At 54.2% G+C, this 18707-nt stretch carries 14 protein-coding genes; 7 read left to right on the top strand and 7 right to left on the bottom strand.

Features of this window, described 5'->3' with window-relative positions; translation table 11 throughout:
- Positions 1-80 precede the first annotated feature (80 nt).
- The 6 genes from B7994_RS09920 to B7994_RS09895 are packed head-to-tail and all read right to left on the bottom strand — an operon-like array spanning position 81 to position 4090.
- On the bottom strand, positions 81-797 hold the full coding sequence (locus B7994_RS09920) for an arginase family protein (protein ID WP_088638310.1): 717 nt from the start codon (positions 795-797) through the stop codon (positions 81-83).
- A 46-nt stretch (positions 798-843) separates the two neighbouring features.
- Positions 844-1257: a hypothetical protein gene (locus B7994_RS13945; RefSeq protein WP_144063839.1), complete on the bottom strand. Its 414-nt coding sequence runs from the start codon at positions 1255-1257 to the stop codon at positions 844-846.
- Positions 1258-1309: 52 nt separating this feature from the next.
- A complete protein-coding gene (locus tag B7994_RS09910; RefSeq protein ID WP_088638308.1) occupies positions 1310-2221 on the bottom strand; it encodes a radical SAM/SPASM domain-containing protein in 912 nt (303 codons plus the stop codon).
- Entirely contained in the window at positions 2214-3221 is a 1008-nt protein-coding gene (locus B7994_RS09905; RefSeq protein WP_088638307.1) for a tRNA-dihydrouridine synthase family protein, read from the bottom strand. Before B7994_RS09905 ends, B7994_RS09910 begins: the two co-directional genes overlap by 8 nt.
- Positions 3222-3264: 43 nt before the next feature.
- Positions 3265-3891, bottom strand: a complete 627-nt coding sequence (gene rdgB / locus B7994_RS09900) for an RdgB/HAM1 family non-canonical purine NTP pyrophosphatase (protein ID WP_088638306.1) — start codon at positions 3889-3891, stop codon at positions 3265-3267.
- 7 nt (positions 3892-3898) lie between these two features.
- On the bottom strand, positions 3899-4090 hold the full coding sequence (locus B7994_RS09895) for a TM2 domain-containing protein (RefSeq protein ID WP_072809959.1): 192 nt from the start codon (positions 4088-4090) through the stop codon (positions 3899-3901).
- 97 nt (positions 4091-4187) lie between these two features.
- Between B7994_RS09895 and B7994_RS09890 the strand changes: the two genes are divergently transcribed.
- The 3 genes from B7994_RS09890 (at position 4188) to B7994_RS09880 (ending at position 9869) form a co-directional block, all read left to right on the top strand.
- Complete coding sequence (locus B7994_RS09890) at positions 4188-6980, top strand: TIGR02171 family protein (RefSeq protein WP_088638432.1); 2793 nt, start codon at positions 4188-4190, stop codon at positions 6978-6980.
- A 67-nt stretch (positions 6981-7047) separates the two neighbouring features.
- Entirely contained in the window at positions 7048-8550 is a 1503-nt protein-coding gene (locus B7994_RS09885) for a glycosyl hydrolase family 8 (protein ID WP_088638305.1), read from the top strand.
- An 89-nt stretch (positions 8551-8639) separates the two neighbouring features.
- Positions 8640-9869 carry a PD40 domain-containing protein gene (locus B7994_RS09880; RefSeq protein WP_088638304.1) on the top strand — a complete coding sequence of 410 codons (1230 nt, stop codon included), beginning with the start codon at positions 8640-8642 and terminating at the stop codon, positions 9867-9869.
- On the opposite strand, the gene B7994_RS09875 is transcribed toward B7994_RS09880, so the two are convergent.
- Positions 9846-10601, bottom strand: coding sequence for a TrmH family RNA methyltransferase (locus B7994_RS09875; protein WP_088638303.1), 756 nt, complete (start codon positions 10599-10601; stop codon positions 9846-9848). The two genes, B7994_RS09880 and B7994_RS09875, sit on opposite strands and share 24 nt — an antisense overlap.
- A 37-nt stretch (positions 10602-10638) precedes the next feature.
- Here B7994_RS09875 and B7994_RS09870 point away from each other — a divergent pair, with 37 nt between their 5' ends.
- From B7994_RS09870 to B7994_RS09855, 4 genes are all read left to right on the top strand, one after another.
- Positions 10639-13329 (top strand): TIGR02171 family protein, encoded by a 2691-nt coding sequence (locus tag B7994_RS09870; protein ID WP_255396916.1) that lies wholly within the window; start codon positions 10639-10641, stop codon positions 13327-13329.
- Positions 13330-13398: 69 nt separating this feature from the next.
- Complete coding sequence (surE, locus tag B7994_RS09865) at positions 13399-14205, top strand: 5'/3'-nucleotidase SurE (protein ID WP_088638301.1); 807 nt, start codon at positions 13399-13401, stop codon at positions 14203-14205.
- Positions 14206-14215: 10 nt separating this feature from the next.
- Positions 14216-16900 (top strand): DNA gyrase subunit A, encoded by a 2685-nt coding sequence (gene gyrA, locus B7994_RS09860; RefSeq protein WP_088638300.1) that lies wholly within the window; start codon positions 14216-14218, stop codon positions 16898-16900.
- Between the two features lie 238 nt (positions 16901-17138).
- Positions 17139-18707: glycoside hydrolase family 11 protein (locus B7994_RS09855; RefSeq protein ID WP_144063838.1), on the top strand; the 1569-nt coding region annotated here is incomplete at its 3' end.

The following is an 18707-nucleotide window of genomic DNA, read 5'->3' as shown; positions in this document are numbered from 1 at the left end:
GACTTCCGGAAAAATCCTGCAACATCGCAGAATTCTAACGGCCCAAATATAGACTATTGGCAGGCAATTTTCAAGAGCTGTTAAAAATTCTGCAAAAATTCGACCAATTCGCGGTTTGTACGGTCGTTCAGTGCGTCCGCTTCTTGGACGGAGTGATGTTCGTCGCCGGCAAAGTCGCGCGCGCGTTCCCCGCAGATGTCGATGCCGATAATCTTGTTGCCTTGTGCAAGGGCTTCGATAATCGCCTTCATGTGTTCAAGGCTGAGCGAGCCCTGGTCCCAGTTTGTGGCGGCGTAGTCTGTTGAGAGGGCGTCCTTGTCGATGCTGATGTAAAGGGGGTGTGAAGATGCGTGGACCCTATCGGGGCTACGCCCCTCCAGGGTGACAATTTCGCTTTCGCGGATAATCATGACTTTGTCATGGGGCGGAATTTCCTCCGCCAGGTGGTCGGCAACTCCAATGAGAGTTACGCTTTGCACGAACTTGTTCTCTTCCAGCACCTTCTTGACCCAGCCTCCGCAACTGAGTATGTTCCCGAAACGCGGTTCCTGCATGTCGGGGTGGTGATCGAATACCACGAGCGAGAACGGTTCCTGGACCATGTCTGTCCAGATCTTGCTCATGTAGTGGTAATTCCCGTTGTCGAAGAAGTGAATGCCGCTTGCATCCGTGACGCCAGCCTCTGCAATGCGCCTGCGGATGGCTTCGACGGCCTCGTCGTCGCAGTAACAGTCCGTGCCCGGAATGTCGGTGCAGTCGATGTAACGGGTATTATCGTACCCGCGCAGCTCCTGCATAAAGGGCTGTTCGGCATAGACTCCCGTGAAGTCCTGGACTATTGTCTTAGTGCAGGCTATTGCAAAGCTCCATAAGTTCTTGGTTTTCCCACTTGATTTCGGGGTGTAGTGAACAGACCCTTCGTTCGCAGCCGAGAATCTCGTTTTCGGTTGGATCCTGGATTGCTTTTCCGAGGTTTACGCAATCGCGAGGGTCAGACAGGGTGTCCGAAAACATTATCGCCATTTCTACACGAATCTGTGCTTCTAAAACAGCTTGGGCGGAATCGTTTTCAATGAAAATTTGTTTGATAAAACTGGAATCTTGCACTATGGAAGAACTTGATTCTTGCACTATGGAAGAACTAGATTCGGGCTCTCTTGATTCGGAAGAATTTGCTGTATTGGGGGCGGAAGTCGAGTCTCCGCATGCGGCAAAAAGAACGGCGCATGCAGTCAATGCAAAGAACAACTTTTTCACGGTTTAATCTCCTTTCTATTTCTAGCAGGATATATAGCAATTTGTCTGGAACTTACTTGCCGAAGCGCTTGCAGAAGGAGCATTTTTGGCAGAAGGGGTGGCGCAATTCGTGCTTTTCGAACCCTTCGCGCAGTTTGCGGGCGAGGGGCGAGCCGAGAATTTCGGCGAGGTTTTGGTCGGCGATGTTCCCGAGGGTGATTTGCCCGCTGTAATCGAGACAGCAGGCAACTACGCGACCGTCGTGGAGTATGGCTACGTGCGTGTCGAGGGCGTGGCATGTGCCTGCGGCGCTTCTTTCGTCTTTCGTCTGTAGGGCATTGCCCGTGCTTTCGTCTAACTTGGGCCACTTGAATCGTGAGTCTTCGTGCAGGTAGAGCCTCCCTGCGATGGGGAAACTCTTGTGCCTGCTGCAGAAATTCCCCGGAGCGACTTGCGTGCCGAAAGTTTCGTTCACGCGGGCAAGCATTAGTTTATTCCAATTGCCGGATTCCGAGTCCCCGATGTTCCAGAGCCGCAGATTGATGTACATGTCGGGCCGTGCGGCCAGCGCCATCCTGCAAAAATCGAGAACGTTTTCTAGATGCCCGCGGGCGTCGCTTGGCGGGAGTTCCGCATACGCATGCGTCGAGAAGTTGACTTGCCGCACTGCGGGACTGTTCAAGATATGGTGTGCCGCCCGAGCGATAGTCGTGCCGTTCGTGGTGAGCGTGGCGGTAAGGCCCGCGGCTTTTATATCCTTGAGGAACAGCGCGAATCCCGGGTGTAGCGTCGGTTCGCCCAGCACATGCAGGTAGACGTTCTCGATTCCCGCGTCTACCGCGCCTGCGATACACTGCCTGAATAGCGTGCTCGACATGAATGTGTGCGGTTTGCCCGAACCGGCCTCGTACCTGCAATCACTGCTGGGGCAAAAACTGCAACGCAGGTTGCAGACGTTCGTTATCTCGATGTACACGCTATCCATCGGCTTGCTCCATGTTGAGCGACTGGATGGCCACATCGTATTCGTTCAGTTTTCCGGCCTTCTGGATTTTCTTGAAGACTTTTTTGGGGAGGCTTGGCTCAAGATAATCCCAAAAACTCCTGATGTGCGAGAGGATCTGGCTGTCGCCCTGGTAAGTGCTGCGCGCGTGTTCGTACAGTTTGCCGTGCATCTTTAGGATTTTGCTTAGCAGTTCGTTTTCGCTGACGGCGTTTGCGTCAGTTGCGGCCTTGTATTCTGCGGCGAGGCTTGGACGGGCGAGCATCCCGCGGCCAATCATTATGCCGGCAAGTTTGGGATAGCCCGATTCTATTTTGCGTATCTGGCCAACGCTCGTGATGTCGCCGTTGTAGATGAGCGGATGGCGGCATTCGTTGTAGAACTTCTCGAAAGAAGGGATGTCCAGGGCGCCCTTGTATTGCTGCCTGCCGAGCCTCGGGTGGAGCGTGATTTGCGTGAGCGGGGCGTCGTTCAAAATGGGCAACAGCGCGAAAGCCTCGTCGGGGGAGTCTTGCCCGAGCCGCATCTTGACGGAAAACCTTGCGGTGCCCGCTGCGGACAGCCGCGCGATTTCGTCCATGATTTCCTGGACGGTTCGGGTGTCGTTCAAGAGGCCCGCACCGCGGTGGCGGCTCACCTGCATGGGGAAGGGGCATCCCATGTTGAAGTCGATTTCGGTGAAGCCTTTTTGCAGGATGGCGTCGGCGAGAACTTTGAATTCGCCTGCGCTGTTCGCGATAATCTGCGGCACGGTTTTTGCACGTGCAACCGAATTGCAATTGCCACCAATCGAATCGAACCCGCCATCGAGTTTGCAATCGATGGCGCCGTCGAGGTCGCGCAAGTCTTTTTCACGGGGGTGGCCGTTCTCTATGCGCAGGAAGGGCGCGTAATAAGCGTCGACGCCGCCGAAGATTTCGGCATGGACCTTGCGGTAGATGCCGGTGGTGTAACCTTGCAGCGGGGCGAACAGGACTTGCATGGCGCGATTCCGTTGTAGGCGCAGTTTAATGACGCCGCTAGGCTTATTTCCCCAGCGCTTTTTTCAGGGAGCGGATGGCGTTTCCGCGGTGGCTGATGGCTTTTTTCTCTTCGAGTTCCATCTGCGCGAAGGTGCGGGTTTCACCATCGGGGACAAAGAGCGGGTCGTAGCCGAAACCCATGTCGCCAACGGGAGCGTAGTTGATGTTTCCGCGGCATTCGCCTTCGAAAATCTGCGGTTCGCTTACGACGAACTTGCCGCTTGCATCCGGAGTAACCGTCTGGTACGAGAGGGCGCAAAAGTAGCGGGCCTTGCGGTCTTCGATGCCGGCGAGGTTCTTCAGGAGCAGCGTGTTGTTGTCGTCGTCTGCGCCGTGGATGCCGCTGTAGCGGGCGCTGTAGATTCCGGGAGCTCCGCCGAGCGCGAAAACTTCCAGGCCGGAGTCGTCGGCAAGTACGGTCGCCTCAATGCCGCGCTTGGCAAGCCACAGAGCGGTCGTGTTCGACTTGATGATGGCGTTTTCGGCGAACGAGTTGCCGTCTTCGATGATTTCCTCGTCGAATCCGATGTCCTTGAGGGTCTTGAATTCGTAATGGTCGGTGCCCAGAATGTGGGCGAAATCCCTGATTTTTCCGGCGCTTGCCGTCGCAATGACAAATAAGTGTTTCATGTTTTTTTTAGTAGTGTTCCGGCTTCATGACGATGAGAATGGCGTCAACGACGACGCCTACGCCGCAGAGGCCTGCCGTGCAGAGCCAGAGGATTCCCGTCCAGATTTTGCCTTCGTAGAAGCGGTGTAGTCCAAGATACCCTAGCAGAATGCAGAGGGCAAGCGCTATCCATTTGTTGTGTTCACCTTGTGCGGGCATAATGACTCCTGTGACTCTTTTAGTACCCCCTGAATTTAGCAAATTCCAAGGGGAGAATGCCATATATTATTCAGGCGATGTTGCTATATTGCTTGTGATGACTATGAAACGGATGAAAAATCTCAAATCGGTGATTTTGTTACTGGGAGCCTTGGCATGCTTGCCCCTAGTTTTTTCGTGCTCGAATTCGCAAAGTATTTCATCGGGCGAAAACCAGTCCATTGATGTGGAAATAACGGCTGATTCGCTGCAAGGCATGCTGCGAGTTACGGTTGGCAAGGCTGAAGTTGTCCTAGGTACGGCAGATGAGCAGGCGCGGCAGAACGAACGCCCGAAGATGAAAGTTGCGATAGATTACTCCTTCTCGGTGGGGCGGCACGAGGTGACGTGCAAGGAATTCAACGCGCTGATGAAGGATGAAACTGGGCTTGTCCTGGATTGCGACAATGGTAAGCTGCCTGCTACGAACTTGACTTATTACGATGCGGTCCTTTTTGCGAATGCGCGTAGCCACTCGGAAGGTTTTGATTCTGCATATTCCTACACAGGTGTGGTGCTGGATGCCGAGAAACACTGCACGAATCTGGAAGGTTTCGCGTTCCACCCCGAAAAGAACGCTTATCGCCTGCCGACCGAGGCGGAATGGGTGCTGGCGGCCAGCCTGAACTGGAGCCCCTCTGGTGGCTGGAATGCTAAGAATTCGGATTATAGATTGCACGATGTCTGTACCATATCCCAAGAAGAAGATAAACCCTGCGATATGGCAGGCAATGCGATGGAGTGGGTGAACGACTGGATGGGGTTCTTCCGCGATACGACCTTGATAAACTACGTAGGCGCCCCCGATGGAGGTACGCTTGGTGAACGCGTCGTGAAGGGCGGTAGTTACCGCAATGCGGCTTCGGCAATTACCTTGTATGGCCGTGGGGACGTGTATACGGTGACCTCATCTACGCGTGCCGATTATGTAGGCTTCCGCCTTGCCTTCGGGCACATCCCGAATGCCGTGTGGATGGGCTCCAACGGAAGGGCAACCCAGTCGCGCGTGGTCCCGCTTGCCAAGGCATCGACACTTTACTCCTTGACAAAAACGTACAAGATGAAACTGGCCTTCCGCAGTGACCTCACCGGGAATCTTACCTATATCGATTACTCGAGTGGAGTCCTGTCGGTTGTCGAAATTCCGGATACGCTTGAAGTTTTCCATCCGGAAATTTCTCCGGATGGAGAAAAGGTCGCGTTCTGCACAGGACTTGAGGGTGTCTCTGGAAAGTCGGCGGTCTACGTGCGCGACCTGAATGCAGATGGGACGAATCTTGTGAAACTTGACGTGGAGGTTGCCGCAATTCCGCGCTGGCGTGTGCTTGAAAACGGCGACACGGCGATTGTCTACGTGACTAGTGCGGGGAACAACAAGGAAGAAACCTCCTTCTTGGCGTCGTCTACCTGGCAGGTCGTTTTCAAGAAAGGCACATTTGGCCAACCCGAGAAACTGTTTGATGGAGCTTATCATGGTGGTATCAGCGAAGACGGAACCCTTGCCGTTACGGGGGCCAGGCTCTTGCGTGCGCGTGTCGCAGATGCTGGCTCTACGGTGATGAAATCGGCTACGGATACCGTGTGGTACGATGGAGAACAGGCCTGTAATGCGTCGCTAGCAAAAGACCGTAGCAAGCGCACTCTGTTCCTCGATTTTGGTGGAGAGACTGGCCGCGCATTTGTCGGGACGCAATACGATACTCACGAACGCTTGCTCGTTGTCGACAGCACGGGGGCTCTAGTCCAGTCTGTAGCCGCCCCTTCGGGTTACTCGTTTGACCATAGCGAATGGGTCTCTAACAACAACCTCGCCGTTGTGACGCTTGCAAATATGAACGGCTCGCACCAGGTTATATCTCTGGTGAATTTCTCCGACAGCAGCCTTATCGATCTTGCCGAGGGTGATGAACTCTGGCACCCGAGCCTGTGGGTGAACAAGCGCCATTTTGCGGAAGGAAACTGGCTGAACCTGGATAGTGCCGGCGTGTACCTTACGGAAGAGCATGTAGCCATGCAGTCCAAGCACCGCGTGAAGATGGAACTTTTCTGGAAGAATCTGGAAAAGAACAACGTGTTGCTTGTCGGTAGTTCCAGAATGGAGATGGGCGTGAATCCGGACATGTTCCCGGAATGGAATATGCTGAACCTGGCTGTACCGGGAATTGACCCGGCCCGCGACATGTACTTCGCGAAGAATTACGGGTTGAACCATTCGGAACACCTGAAGGCGCTTGCCATCTCCATCGATTTGGATAACTGGCGAGGGTCGGAAGATTTCTTGCACTATATGCTCTATACGACCCCCGGATACCAGTATGATGCGGACCACAATTTCTGGGTGGACAGCATCCCCGGGGCATTCCTCGAGGCTGTCGAAAATTCGTACCCTGCAGAAATCGATATCAGGGCGCAGATTACGGACCGTGGTGGTTCCTGGGGAATAGCTCGCAGTTGGGATTCTGAACCTGTGGATGTGCTGTTCGATACCGTGTTCACCGAAGAGCAGATGAATTACCTCCATGCGCGGATTGACGAACTGAAATCGATAATCGATATCGCGGCGAAAAAGAACATCTATGTCATCGGGATTATTTTCCCGCAGGCTCCGCAGTACAAAGAGACAAACGCTCTGGGGCTGTATGGATTGCAGCGCAGTGTCGCGAAGAAGCTGATTGACTCTCTGGATTTGCTGAGCAAGGAAAACAAGTACTTTGTCCTGATGGACGAAAACAAGATGGGGGACCACGATTATACCGATGAAATGGCCTATAATCGTGATCACCTGAGCAACATCGGGGCTGCGCAGTTGACCGCACGCCTAGATTCCGTGCTGAAAACCTTAAAGTGGTAATTTCTTGCCGATAAAAATATATCTTTGAATTGTTTGATACGCCTTTTAGGCACAAGGAGATGTGTGTATGAATAGTTTGGCAAAGATGGGGCTTGCAGGCCTCTTCGCGTTCGGTCTTGCTCAGGCAGCCGTGAACTTTCCGTTCCCGCAGATGTCGGATTACGGTGGAAACGCGACGCTTTTGAGTAACAAGGCTCAGGCCTCCGAGGATCTCAAGAAGCAGTTCCAGTCTTGGATGAGGGACATGTACAACGAAAAGGGCGATGTCGCCGGTGTACGTTCTGATCCGGGATCCGACGCCTATTTTTCGGAAGGTGTCGGCTACGGCATGCTCCTGATGGTCTATTTCAGTGACAATACCACGAGTTACCAGAGCCAGTTCGACAAGATTTGGAACTTCTACAAGAAGATGATGAATGAACACGGCTTGATGATTTGGAAGGTTGGCAATTTCACTGAAACTTGGGGCGAAAAGGGCGCCGCACTTGATGGCGATGTTGATGCTGCTGCCGCTCTCGTGATGGCATACTACCAGTTCGGTGACGAGAAGTACAAGGAAGATGCCAAGAAACTTATCCAGTCCATAAAAAACTATGAGTTTGAAAGCAATGGACTCCATTTGCCCGGTGATACATGGGGGGATGCGGGCCTTAATCGTAAGAATCCGGGATATTTTGACCCTGCCTACATGCCTTTGTTTGCGTCTATCGATACGGAGAATGCTGAATTCTGGAGTACGACCGCATACGATGCGAACATGAAGTTGTATGAGACGAGTTCCGCTGAAGTTAGCACGGGCCTTGTCGATGATTGGACCGACAAGAACGGCAAGAGTGAAGATGACGTGTATAACTACGATGCGCCCCGCGCCCCGTGGCGCAATGCGAAGGCCGTGTGCTGGCATGGTGACCAGCGTGCGCTCGCTATCGACAAGAAAATGGCTGAATTCGTATCGAATATCCCAGCGTCCAATATGAAGGGCCCGATTAAACGTTCTTCGGGTAGCCTTGGCAATGACCACAACAGTACGTTTGTGACTTCCTTGATGACGGCACTCATTTCGGATGCCAAGTACCAGAGCAAACTCGATGAATACTGGAAGGAAGCCGTGGCGCTTGGCGACGAGAACTACTTCAACCAGTCGCTCAAACTCTTGAATGGCCTCTTGGTCTCGGGCAACATGCCGGACCTCTCGAAACCCGTGTCTACCTCGCAGAGTTCGAGTTCGTCTGCCGAGAATCCGCCGCAGTCCAGTTCTTCTGTTGTTCCTCCACAGTCTTCTAGCAGTGTCGTGGGCCCGGAACAGAGCTCCAGTTCGACCGTCGCTCTCCATATGGGGCATGTTGCTGCACCAGTTGTTTCCCTGCATGGCCGCACTCTCGAAATTGCCGGATCCGAAATTGCCCGTATTGATCTGTTCTCCGTATCTGGGGCTGCCGTCGGTACCCTGTGGGAAGGCAAGACCGGTGGTTCCGTGAAGGTCTCTCTCGAGGGAATCCCGAGCGGGCTCTATGTCGTGAAGGCGAAAGTTCTGGGCGAGACTATCGTGCGCAAGATTAACGTGCGGTAAAGTTTTTACGTATTGCCTATATAAGAGAAGCCTGTGTGGGTTGACCACGCAGACTTTTTTTATATTGGTTTCAATAAATGAGGATTTTTATGAAGAATTTGCTAAAACCGTTGTTTGGCCTGTTGCTGGTCGCTTCTGCGTCTACCGTCTTTGCCCAGCAGGGAGCGCCTACCGGTGCCGCCGTCGACCCGACTGCCGACGAACAGAAGGCCCTTTCTGCCTTCAAGGGAAAACTTGAGGGCGCGATTGTCTGGGCGACGAGCCGTGCAAATTCGCATCACGATATCTGGATTATGAACGCTGACGGCACGAATGCCCGTGCACTCACGAGCGGCGACAATGTGGACTGGTTCCCGAGGATTTCTCCGGATGGCTCCACGGTGCTGTTTAACCGTAGCAAGGGCGGCTGGGTTCCCGAGAACGATGCGAACTACCCTGAAAAGTGGGACTTGTGGATGGTCGATATTACGGGCGAGAATGCCCGCAAGGTCGTGGACAACGCTACGTGGGGTACTTGGCGCCCCGACGGCAAGTCTATCGTGTTCAGCCGTGCGGGGAAGGTTTTTACGATGGACCTTTCGAGCAAGGCCGAGAAGATGGTTCTCGATGGCGAAAAGGCCTTCAACAAGAGTGGCGTAATCCTGCAGGAACCCAACATGAGCCCTGACGGCAAACACCTGGCGATTACGCTTCGCGGTTCCATGCGCGAGACGGGCGTATGGGACTTGGAAAAGTCCCAGTGGACCAAGTCCGGCGACGGTTGCCAGATTGACTGGAACTTCGACGGCAGCAAGCTCTACCGCGTAAACCCGACGGGTAACGGCGGTACGGCTGCCCCGAGTGAAATCCTGTGGTTCAGTGCCAAGGATGGCAAGCAGATTGAGAAGGTGGGATTTTTTGGCATCCCGAAGAACGTGAAACTGATGGATTTGCCTGGCCGCCGTAGCCACGAATACTTCCCGCGCCTCTCTCCTGATGGCAAGTGGCTGGTGTGGGGTGCGACCGACAAGGGGCACGATCACGATATCTTTGACTACGAACTCTACATTTGGAAGATTGGCGAGCCGGTAGAAACGGCAACCCGCATTACTTACCACACGGGTAACGACCGCTGGCCGGATATCTGGCTTGGCAAGGTCCCCGTTAAGGAAACTCCCGTGAAGGCTGTCGAGGCTGCCCAGGCGGCGGTCGGAGCTGCTGTTGCAGGTGGCGTGAGCGAAGCCAAGATGGATGAACTCATCCAGGCCATCAATCGTTTGACGGATGCGGTAAAGGCGCTCTCCGGCGAGAAGGCGTCAACGCCCGCAACTGCTCCTTAGGCAGAATGCCATAATCGCGAAGGCTCCGGCGACGTTCATGCTCGCCTTGCGGCCAGCCATTGGTATGGTCACCTTCATTGTCGCCTCCGCCATAATCTCGGGGGCGATTCCTAGTTCCTCGTTTCCGAGTACAATCAGGCCCTTCGCGGGCCATTCCACGTTGTTTATGCTCGGGATATCTTCGCCGGTCTCGAGCGCGATAATCTCGTAGCCGTTCTCCTTGTGCCAGCGGATGCATTCGAACGGGCTTTCCCAACGCTTGATAGGGATCCACTCCTGGCACCCGCGGGCGGCGCTCTTGACGGTCACGTGGTCGGGTCCGCAGCTGTATCCGCTCAGGTGGACTCCTTCGAGCCCGAAGCAGTCCGTGCTCCTGATGATGGAACCCACGTTGAAGGCGCTCCGTAGGTTATGTACCAGCACGGCAAAAGAAATTGGTTTTTCATTCGGGGTTTCGCGGTCCCCCGGTTCCTGCTCCAGATAGACATCCCGTTCGAACCCGAGGCCCGCCCGCGTGCGGAATGTCTTGTACAGGTCTATCATCTGAGCCTGGTTCTTGCCGGTAAGGCGCTCTTCTTCGGGCAACTTCATCCAGCCGGCATACGTCTCGAATTCTCGCTTGGCGCGGGGCACGTCGTCGCCCAGCTGCAATATGATGACGCGCAGGAGTTCCGCCATGCGCTTGGCCTTGGAAGTCTCCTTCATTGCTAAGAACTTGTTTTCAGAATACATAGTGCCCAAGAATGTAGAAAAATGTATATTGCGGGTCATGAAAATATTCGGCGCCCTAGTGCTCTTTTTTTTGTTGGCGAATTTGAATGGCTGTTCAAATTCCACGGGAGCCTATGAAAAGAAGGAAGGCGAACGAATATCTGTACTGGATTCCCTCGACCTGAAAGATATGATTCCCGTTCCTTCGTTCGGGAAGAATGTGACACTGGGGACGAATAGCGCGAAAACTAGTTCGCATGCTAAACCCTCGATGAAAGTTTCTTTTGATTATGATTACTTTATCGGTAAACACGAGGTGACGTGTGCCGAAATGGGCTTTTCGTGCGAAGATTCCTTGCCTGCGGTAAATGTTACCTATTTCGATGCCATCCTGTATGCCAACAAACGGAGCGTTGCCGAAGGTTTTGATACGGCTTATACCTACATTGGGCTTACGTATGATGAAGAAGGTTCGTGTGTGGGCATGGACAATCTTCTGTTCTTACCGGGTGTGCGGGCGTATCGCCTGCCGACCGAGGCGGAATGGGTCTATGCGGCCAACCTAGGCTGGGCACCGGATTCCGGATGGAACGCCGAGAATTCAGATTACCGCACGCACCGGGTTTGCAGCGCGTATGTGGACAGCCTCGGAATATGTGACATGGCGGGTAATGTGGCGGAATGGGTTAACGACTGGTATGTGCCTTTCCGGAGCGGTTCTGTAGCAAATTATATTGGGGGAGTTGACGGAGGACCGCAGGGAGAGCGGGTTCTGAAGGGAAGTAGCTTCAGAAATTCCGCATCGGAGATGCGTCTTTATTCCCGAGGTGACATTTACATGGTCACTTCTGTCTCTAAATCGGATTATCTGGGATTTAGGCTTGCATTTGGCGCAATAGCGAACCCTTTGTGGTTGAGTGGTGATGGTGAGCAGAAGAATTCCATTGTTTCGGTTCTTGCGAATTCAATGGATATGCGACGTGAACTGAATACAAATAAAGTAAAGGTTGCGTTCCGTGATGACGAAACAGGGAATTTGTCCTTTGTAGATTATTCCGACGATATTTCAAGTGTTGTTGAAATAGATGATACGATTGATGTCTATCACCCAGATATTTCGCCGGATGGCAATTGGGTGGCTTTCTGTACGGGGCTAGAAGGTGTGAGCGGAAAGTCAAGTGTCTATGTTCGTATGCTTGATTCGGCTGGGTCTGGCCTGGTAAGGCTCGATGTGGAGAATGCGGCAATCCCGCGCTGGCGTGTGCTTGCCAATGGCGACACCGTGATTGTCTATGTTACGGATGCGGGGAACAATAGGGATGAATCCGCCTTTATGCGGGCAAGTACATGGCAGGTCCGCTTTTCCGGTGGAAAGTTCGGCTCGCCTACGAAACTTCTTGATGGCGCCTACCATGGCGGCGTGAGCCGGGATAATTCCTTGGCCGTGACGGGCGCAAGACTCTTGCGTACGCACGTATCGGGTGTAGATTCGCTTTGGTATAACGGGGAACAGGCGTGCAATGTGTCGCTTCACAGGAATGGGGGAAAGTCTACTTTGTTCCTTGATTTTGCTGGGAGTACGGGACGCGCATTTGTCGGCGAAGACTACGCCATCCATGAGGTGCTGCTTTTTGCCGATAGTACGGGAGTGCTCGTACGTTCGCAGAAGGCGCCTGCGGGCTATACGTTTGACCATACGGAATGGGTCGTCGATGCAGATTCCCTTGTCGTGGCGACGCTTGTCGATGCCGAGGGTGCCCACCGTAGGATTGTTCTCCTGAATGCGTTCACGGGGGATGTTCTCGACATATTGCAGGGCGAGGAACTTTGGCATCCGGCGGTGTGGATGAACGAGCGGGATCACTCCCTTGTGGATCCGGACCTGGACCTTGATAGCGCGGGTGTCTACTACACGCCCGAAATGGGTTATTATGCGCTTGAATTGCGTGTCAAGATGGAAAGATTCTGGAAACTGCGCGATTCTGTGACCGCTGTAGTCCTGGGTTCTTCGAGGGTGATGTTCGGCGTAAACGAGTCCTTTGTCGAATCGGAAACTCTGCTGAACATGGGCTATTCATCGGGTGATATTTACGGGATGGAATACCTGACGATGAACTATGTGCTTCGCCATATGCCGCAGCTTAAGTTCCTGGTACTCGAGTTTTCTCCTGATTTCATGTGGGTCACCGAGGAGGTTTCCTGGGCTCCGATGTACGTGATGTCCCCTGGGATAAGGTACGATGAATCCCATGATTTCTGGGTAGATTCCGTGCCGAAGGGTTTTGTCTTGCTGGTAGAGGATTCCTACAAGACGCGCCCGGGCCAGATGCTACCTTACAGTTTCGACGAGTTTATGCTCCCAGCAGTTGGCTGGGGCGAGGCCAGTATTGCTCACGATTCGGTGTACTTTACTCTTGATTTGCCTTCGGTCAAGAAAAACAGGATAATACTTCAAAATATTGTCAATGCGGCAAGGGAAAGGGGTGTTCAGGTCGTGCTGTTGGTGCCGCCGCAAAATCCGGGCTATGCAGAAACAGGTGTGTTCGGAATCTATTCCATGCGCCGCTCGGCGGCGCAGGAACTTCTGGAGTGGGCCCGTACACTGGATGTGCTTTTCCTCGATGAAAACAAGATGGGATATCACGACTATGATTCGAGTATGGCGTTCAATACAGACCACCTTAGTCGCGAGGGCGCAAGGCAGCTTTCGACACGCCTCGATTCGCTGTTTAGGGCGGCTCGGAAATAGCCCGAAATCGCAGTCCGGAAATCTGTTTTTTTCCTTAAATTTTTGACGATTATTCTATATTTCGGCTGTATGCAAAGCCCTCGAAAGCCACGCATCCTTGTCGCAAACGACGATGGGGTAGGTAGCACAAACTTACACGCCCTCGCAGGCGCTCTCTCCCAGTTGGGTGAGGTTTTTGTGTTTGCCCCGGAAGTGGAGCAGAGCGGGGTTTCCCATGCCTTTACGGTGCGCCGTCCTTTGCGGGTGCACGAAGTTTCCTGCGACGAGGGATTCAGGGCGTTTTCTCTTGATGGAACCCCTGCCGATTGTGTCAAGTTTGCCTTGGGCCATTATGCGGCTTACGGCCTGGGAGATACCTCGGGGCTTGGTCCGGGACCTTTTGACGTGTGCTTTTCGGGCATAAATGCCGGTGAAAATTCTGGAGTCTCTTCGCTTTACTCGGGCACGGTTGCCGGAGCCCGCGAGGCTGCCCTCTGGGGTGTGCCGGGAATCGCGCTTTCGCTGCGTGGCTCGGGAGAAGATATGCTCCGCCCTGCAATCGATTTTGCCGCGAAGGTGGTTCGTGAGCGCCTGTTCGAAAAAATCCCTGCGGGCGTGTTCTGGAATGTGAATTTTCCGAAGTCTACAGTAGATGCCTTCAAGGGCTTTAGGGCAACCCGCATGGCGCTCGGGATGTTTACCGACCACTATGCGCACGATGGCGAGATGTGGCAACTCGACGGCGATAAGCTTTGGGAAAAACAGCCGACCGATAGCGACGACTACCTGTTGCATCAGGGGTACGCGACGATTACGCCGCACCGCATCGACCAGACGGATGAGAAAAGTTTGAAAATGATAAACGAGATGCTGGCGGAAACGCCGGTGGATAATTAGAGGAAAAATAATGTCAGAAGAATTGGTTCCAGGATCGCAGTTCAAGAGCCTGATCGAACAGGACATGCAGGATAGCTACCTTCGCTATTCCATGAGCGTGATTGTCGCCCGTGCTCTCCCTGATGCACGTGACGGCTTCAAGCCGGTGCATCGCCGCGTGATGTTCAGTATGCACAAGTTGGGCGTTGTTCCCAACAAGTCGACTGTGAAGAGCGCCCGTATCGTGGGTGACGTCATCGGTAAGTATCACCCGCATGGTGACTCCGCGGTCTACGAAACGCTCGTGCGTATGGCGCAGGATTTTTCGCTGCGTTATCCGCTGGTATTTGGCCAGGGTAACTTCGGTAACATCGACGGTGACGGCGCTGCCGCCATGCGTTACACCGAAGCGAAGATGAACAACGTGGGTGCCCTGATGCTCGAGGAACTCGAGAAGGACACCGTCGACATGGGTCCGAACTTCGACGAAACCCTCGACGAACCGCTGGTGCTTCCGTCTGCGCTCCCGAACATGCTGGTGAACGGTACGACGGGTATTGCCGTGGGTATGGCGACTTCGATGGCTCCGCACAACCTGCGTGAAATTGCCGCCGCTATCCATGCCGTTGCCGAAAATCCTGAAATTTCGGGTGAAGAACTTTTGCAGTATGTCTCCGGCCCGGACTTCCCGACCGGCGCCATCATTTGCGGGCGTGCGGGTATCCGCGATGCCTACCTCACGGGCCACGGCCGCGTCCGCGTGCGTGCCCGTACCGACATCGAAGTCGATTCCAAGGGCAAGCCGCGCATCATCGTGACCGAAATCCCCTACATGGTGAACAAGTCCGAACTCTGCAAGAAGATTGCGGAACTCGTGCGCGAGAAGCGCGTTGACGGCATCACCGATATCCGCGACGAATCGGCGAAGGATATCCGCATCGTGATTGAACTGCGTCGCGATGCTGTGGGTGAAGTTGTCCTGAATAATTTGTTCAAGTACACGCAGTTGCAGACGACGTTCAGTATCTACAACCTGGCACTCGTGAATAACCTGCCTAAGCTCTTGACCCTCAAGGACTTGGTTCAGATTTACATTGACCACCGCCTCGACGTGGTGACTCGCGCTACGCAGTTCGACTTGAAGAAGGCGAAGGCTCGCCTCCATATCATCGAAGGCCTGCGCATTGCGACCCAGAACATTGACGAGGTCGTTCAGATTATCAAGTCGAGCAAGACGACCGAAATCGCGAAGCAGAACTTGCAGGATCGCTTCAGCCTCGACGAAATCCAGTCGCAGGCGATTGTCGACATGCGACTCTCCCAGCTCACGGGCCTCAACCTCGAAAAGTTGGAAGCCGAGTACAACGAACTCATCGTGACTGTCGCCGACTTGGAAGATATCCTCGCCAAGCGCGAACGCCGCATTGCGATTATCCTCAAGCGCCTCGACGAAATCGTGGACAAGTTTGGCGACGAACGCCGCACCACCATCGGCGAATCCGTCGACGACAGCGATTACGAAGACCTGATTGCCGAAGAGGAACAGGTGATTACCTTGAGCAAGGAAGGCTACATCAAGCGCCTCCCGATTGACACCTTCAAGACCCAGAGCCGTGGCGGCAAGGGCATTATCGGTGCCGGCCTCAAGGAAGAAGACGACGTCGACCAGATCTTTACCGCGAGCACGCACAGCTACCTGCTGGTGTTCACGAACAAGGGACGTGCCTACTGGACTAAGGTGTACCGCCTGCCCGAAGGCACACGCAACGGCAAGGGCCGCCCGATCGTGAACTTTGTCGGCCTTACCGAAGGCGAAAAGGTTCAGGCGATTGTGCCCGTGCGCAAGTTCGGCGGCTACTTCTGCCTCGTGTTTGCGACCAAGAAGGGCATCATCAACAAGATGGACCTCACGCTGTTCAGCCGCCCGCGCAAGGCTGGCGTGAACGCGATTACCCTCGACGAGGGAGACGAACTCGTGAAGGTTCAGCTCGTGGGCATGTCCGAAGAGGAATACAAGGCCTCTCTGAACGCCGGTGAAGGTGATGACAACGCGCCCGAAACCGAAGCCGCCGATGCTCCGGAAGTTGAAGGCGAAGAAGGCGATGATCTCGAAGCGCGCCCGATTGCGAAGGACCTGCTCATGCTTGCTACCCGCAATGGCCAGGCCGTCACGTTCCCGATTACGTGCTTCCGCCCGATGGGTCGTGGCACTCACGGCGTGCGTGGCATCAAGCTTGCCGAAGGCGACGAGGTGATTTCGCTCCTGTGGCTCAAGGAAGGCAACAAGGTGCTCACCATTACCGAAAAGGGCTATGGTAAGCGCTCCGAACCGGGTACTTACCGCGTCACCCGCCGTGGAAGCAAGGGAGTTAAGAATCTGAACGTTACCGACAAGATCGGCCCGGCCGTGTTTGTCGACAGCGTTGCCGATGACTACGACCTGATTATCACGAGTAAGGAAGGCCAGGTTATCCGCATCAAGGCCGATTCCATCCGCCTTACGGGCCGCAATGCCCAGGGCGTGAAGGCGATTAGCCTGCGTGACGGCGACATGGTGCAAGATGCCACCGCGCTCCCGAGCGTGGAAGACATCGAGCAGGATAGCGCCGATGCGAAGGAAACCTTCGAGCATGTGCAGGGCGTGGAAGTCGACGACGATTCCGTCGAGAAGGTCGAACCCGCCGAGAGCGACGTTCCTGCCGGAGACGACGTCTAGCGTTTCCTGAAGGTTACGTAGACTAGCTAACTTATATATACTTGTAAAAAGGAAAAGACTCTCTTGCTGGAGGGTCTTTTCTTTTTTTGTGCAGAAAGTTTACAAAAAACGGCTTTTTTTGCTCGCATTGAACGTTGATATTTACAACAACGGATTGTATTCCTGTTGTAAAATAATTCGCTTATGCGGATATAAATTAGGGGTAAGGGATCGTGTAGATTCCTTCATAGGAGTTATTATGAAGAAAAGTTATTTGGCTGTTATGGGCCTAACCTTAGTTATGGGTCTTGCGACGTCTGCCTTCGCTGCAGATGCTTGCAATGACAATATGGGTCATTCCGGCAATGGCTCTCAGGTGAGCGGCAACAAGGTCGGTTCCATCAGTGGAACACCGTGGGGCTACGAGCAGTGGTATCAGGGTGGCAACGCCTCGATGACCTACTACAGCAACGGTACGTTCAAGGCCAACTGGAGTGGCTCCAGCGACTACCTGACCCGCGTGGGCTACCAGTACAATGGCAACGGCATTGATCACAAGACCAAGAACTTCGCCGTTGACTACAAGTACACCAAGACCGGTAACGCTTCTTACGGTTACATTGGTGTCTACGGCTGGACCAAGAATCCGGAAACCGAATACTACATCGTGGATGACTGGTACAGCAAGCCGAGCGAACAGTACGTCGGCGAGAAGTTCGGCGAAATCACCGTCGATGGTGCCAAGTACACCATTCACGCGTTCCTCCGCCAGCAGGAACCCTCCAAGTCGGGTACTTCCACGTTCGTGCAGTTCTTCAGCATCCGCGAGACTCCGCGTCAGTGCGGCCACATCGATATCTCCGCCCACTTCAAGAAGTGGGACGAACTCTTCACCGGCCAGACCAAGCAGCTCCGCGGCTCCAAGGGCGGTGGCTCTGCATCGCTCAAGTTCGGTAACGTGACCGAAGTGATGCTCATGACCGAAGCCGGTGGCAATGCATCGGGTTCCGTGGACTACTCCTACTTCAACATGGTTGACAATGCCTCGTCGACGCCGAATAGTTCTTCCAGCGCTAAGTCCAGCAGCTCCGTGGCCAAGTCCAGCTCTTCTCAGGGTGGTGGCTCTACGGGTGGTACTGTCGATGCCTGCAAGGCTGACATGGGCCATTCCGGCAACGGCTCTCAGGTGAGCGGCAACAAGGTCGGTTCCATCAGTGGAACGCCGTGGGGCTACGAGCAGTGGTACCAGGGTGGTAACGCCTCGATGACCTACTACAGCAACGGTACGTTCAAGGCCAACTGGAGTGGCTCCAGCGACTACCTGACCCGCGTGGGCTACCAGTACAATGGCAACGGCATTGATCACAAGACCAAGAACTTCGCCGTTGACTACAAGTACACCAAGACCGGTAACGCTTCTTACGGTTACATTGGTGTCTACGGCTGGACCAAGAATCCGGAAACCGAATACTACATCGTGGATGACTGGTACAGCAAGCCGAGCGAACAGTACGTCGGCGAGAAGTTCGGCGAAATCACCGTCGATGGTGCCAAGTACACCATTCACGCGTTCCTCCGCCAGCAGGAACCCTCCAAGTCGGGTACTTCCACGTTCGTGCAGTTCTTCAGCATCCGCGAGACTCCGCGTCAGTGCGGCCACATCGATATCTCCGCCCACTTCAAGAAGTGGGACGAACTCTTCACCGGCCAGACCAAGCAGCTCCGCGGCTCCAAGGGCGGTGGCTCTGCATCGCTCAAGTTCGGTAACGTGACCGAAGTGATGCTCATGACCGAAGCCGGTGGCAATGCATCGGGTTCCGTGGACTAC

This window comes from Fibrobacter sp. UWR2 (genome assembly GCF_002210285.1).
Lineage (GTDB): Bacteria > Fibrobacterota > Fibrobacteria > Fibrobacterales > Fibrobacteraceae > Fibrobacter.
The sequence above is the reverse complement of the archived record's forward strand: the minus strand, read 5'-3'. Positions and strand labels throughout refer to the sequence as shown.

Excerpts from the sequence above, each read along its gene's own strand:
- B7994_RS09920 (WP_088638310.1), bottom strand. The coding sequence starts at position 797 with ATGCAGGAGCTGCGCGGGTACGATAATACCCGTTACATCGACTGCACC.
- B7994_RS09910 (WP_088638308.1), bottom strand. The coding sequence starts at position 2,221 with ATGGATAGCGTGTACATCGAGATAACGAACGTCTGCAACCTGCGTTGC.
- B7994_RS09905 (WP_088638307.1), bottom strand. The coding sequence starts at position 3,221 with ATGCAAGTCCTGTTCGCCCCGCTGCAAGGTTACACCACCGGCATCTAC.
- rdgB (WP_088638306.1), bottom strand. The coding sequence starts at position 3,891 with ATGAAACACTTATTTGTCATTGCGACGGCAAGCGCCGGAAAAATCAGG.
- B7994_RS09895 (WP_072809959.1), bottom strand. The coding sequence starts at position 4,090 with ATGCCCGCACAAGGTGAACACAACAAATGGATAGCGCTTGCCCTCTGC.
- B7994_RS09890 (WP_088638432.1), top strand. The coding sequence starts at position 4,188 with ATGACTATGAAACGGATGAAAAATCTCAAATCGGTGATTTTGTTACTG.
- B7994_RS09885 (WP_088638305.1), top strand. The coding sequence starts at position 7,048 with ATGAATAGTTTGGCAAAGATGGGGCTTGCAGGCCTCTTCGCGTTCGGT.
- B7994_RS09880 (WP_088638304.1), top strand. The coding sequence starts at position 8,640 with ATGAAGAATTTGCTAAAACCGTTGTTTGGCCTGTTGCTGGTCGCTTCT.
- B7994_RS09875 (WP_088638303.1), bottom strand. The coding sequence starts at position 10,601 with ATGTATTCTGAAAACAAGTTCTTAGCAATGAAGGAGACTTCCAAGGCC.
- B7994_RS09870 (WP_255396916.1), top strand. The coding sequence starts at position 10,639 with ATGAAAATATTCGGCGCCCTAGTGCTCTTTTTTTTGTTGGCGAATTTG.
- surE (WP_088638301.1), top strand. The coding sequence starts at position 13,399 with ATGCAAAGCCCTCGAAAGCCACGCATCCTTGTCGCAAACGACGATGGG.
- gyrA (WP_088638300.1), top strand. The coding sequence starts at position 14,216 with ATGTCAGAAGAATTGGTTCCAGGATCGCAGTTCAAGAGCCTGATCGAA.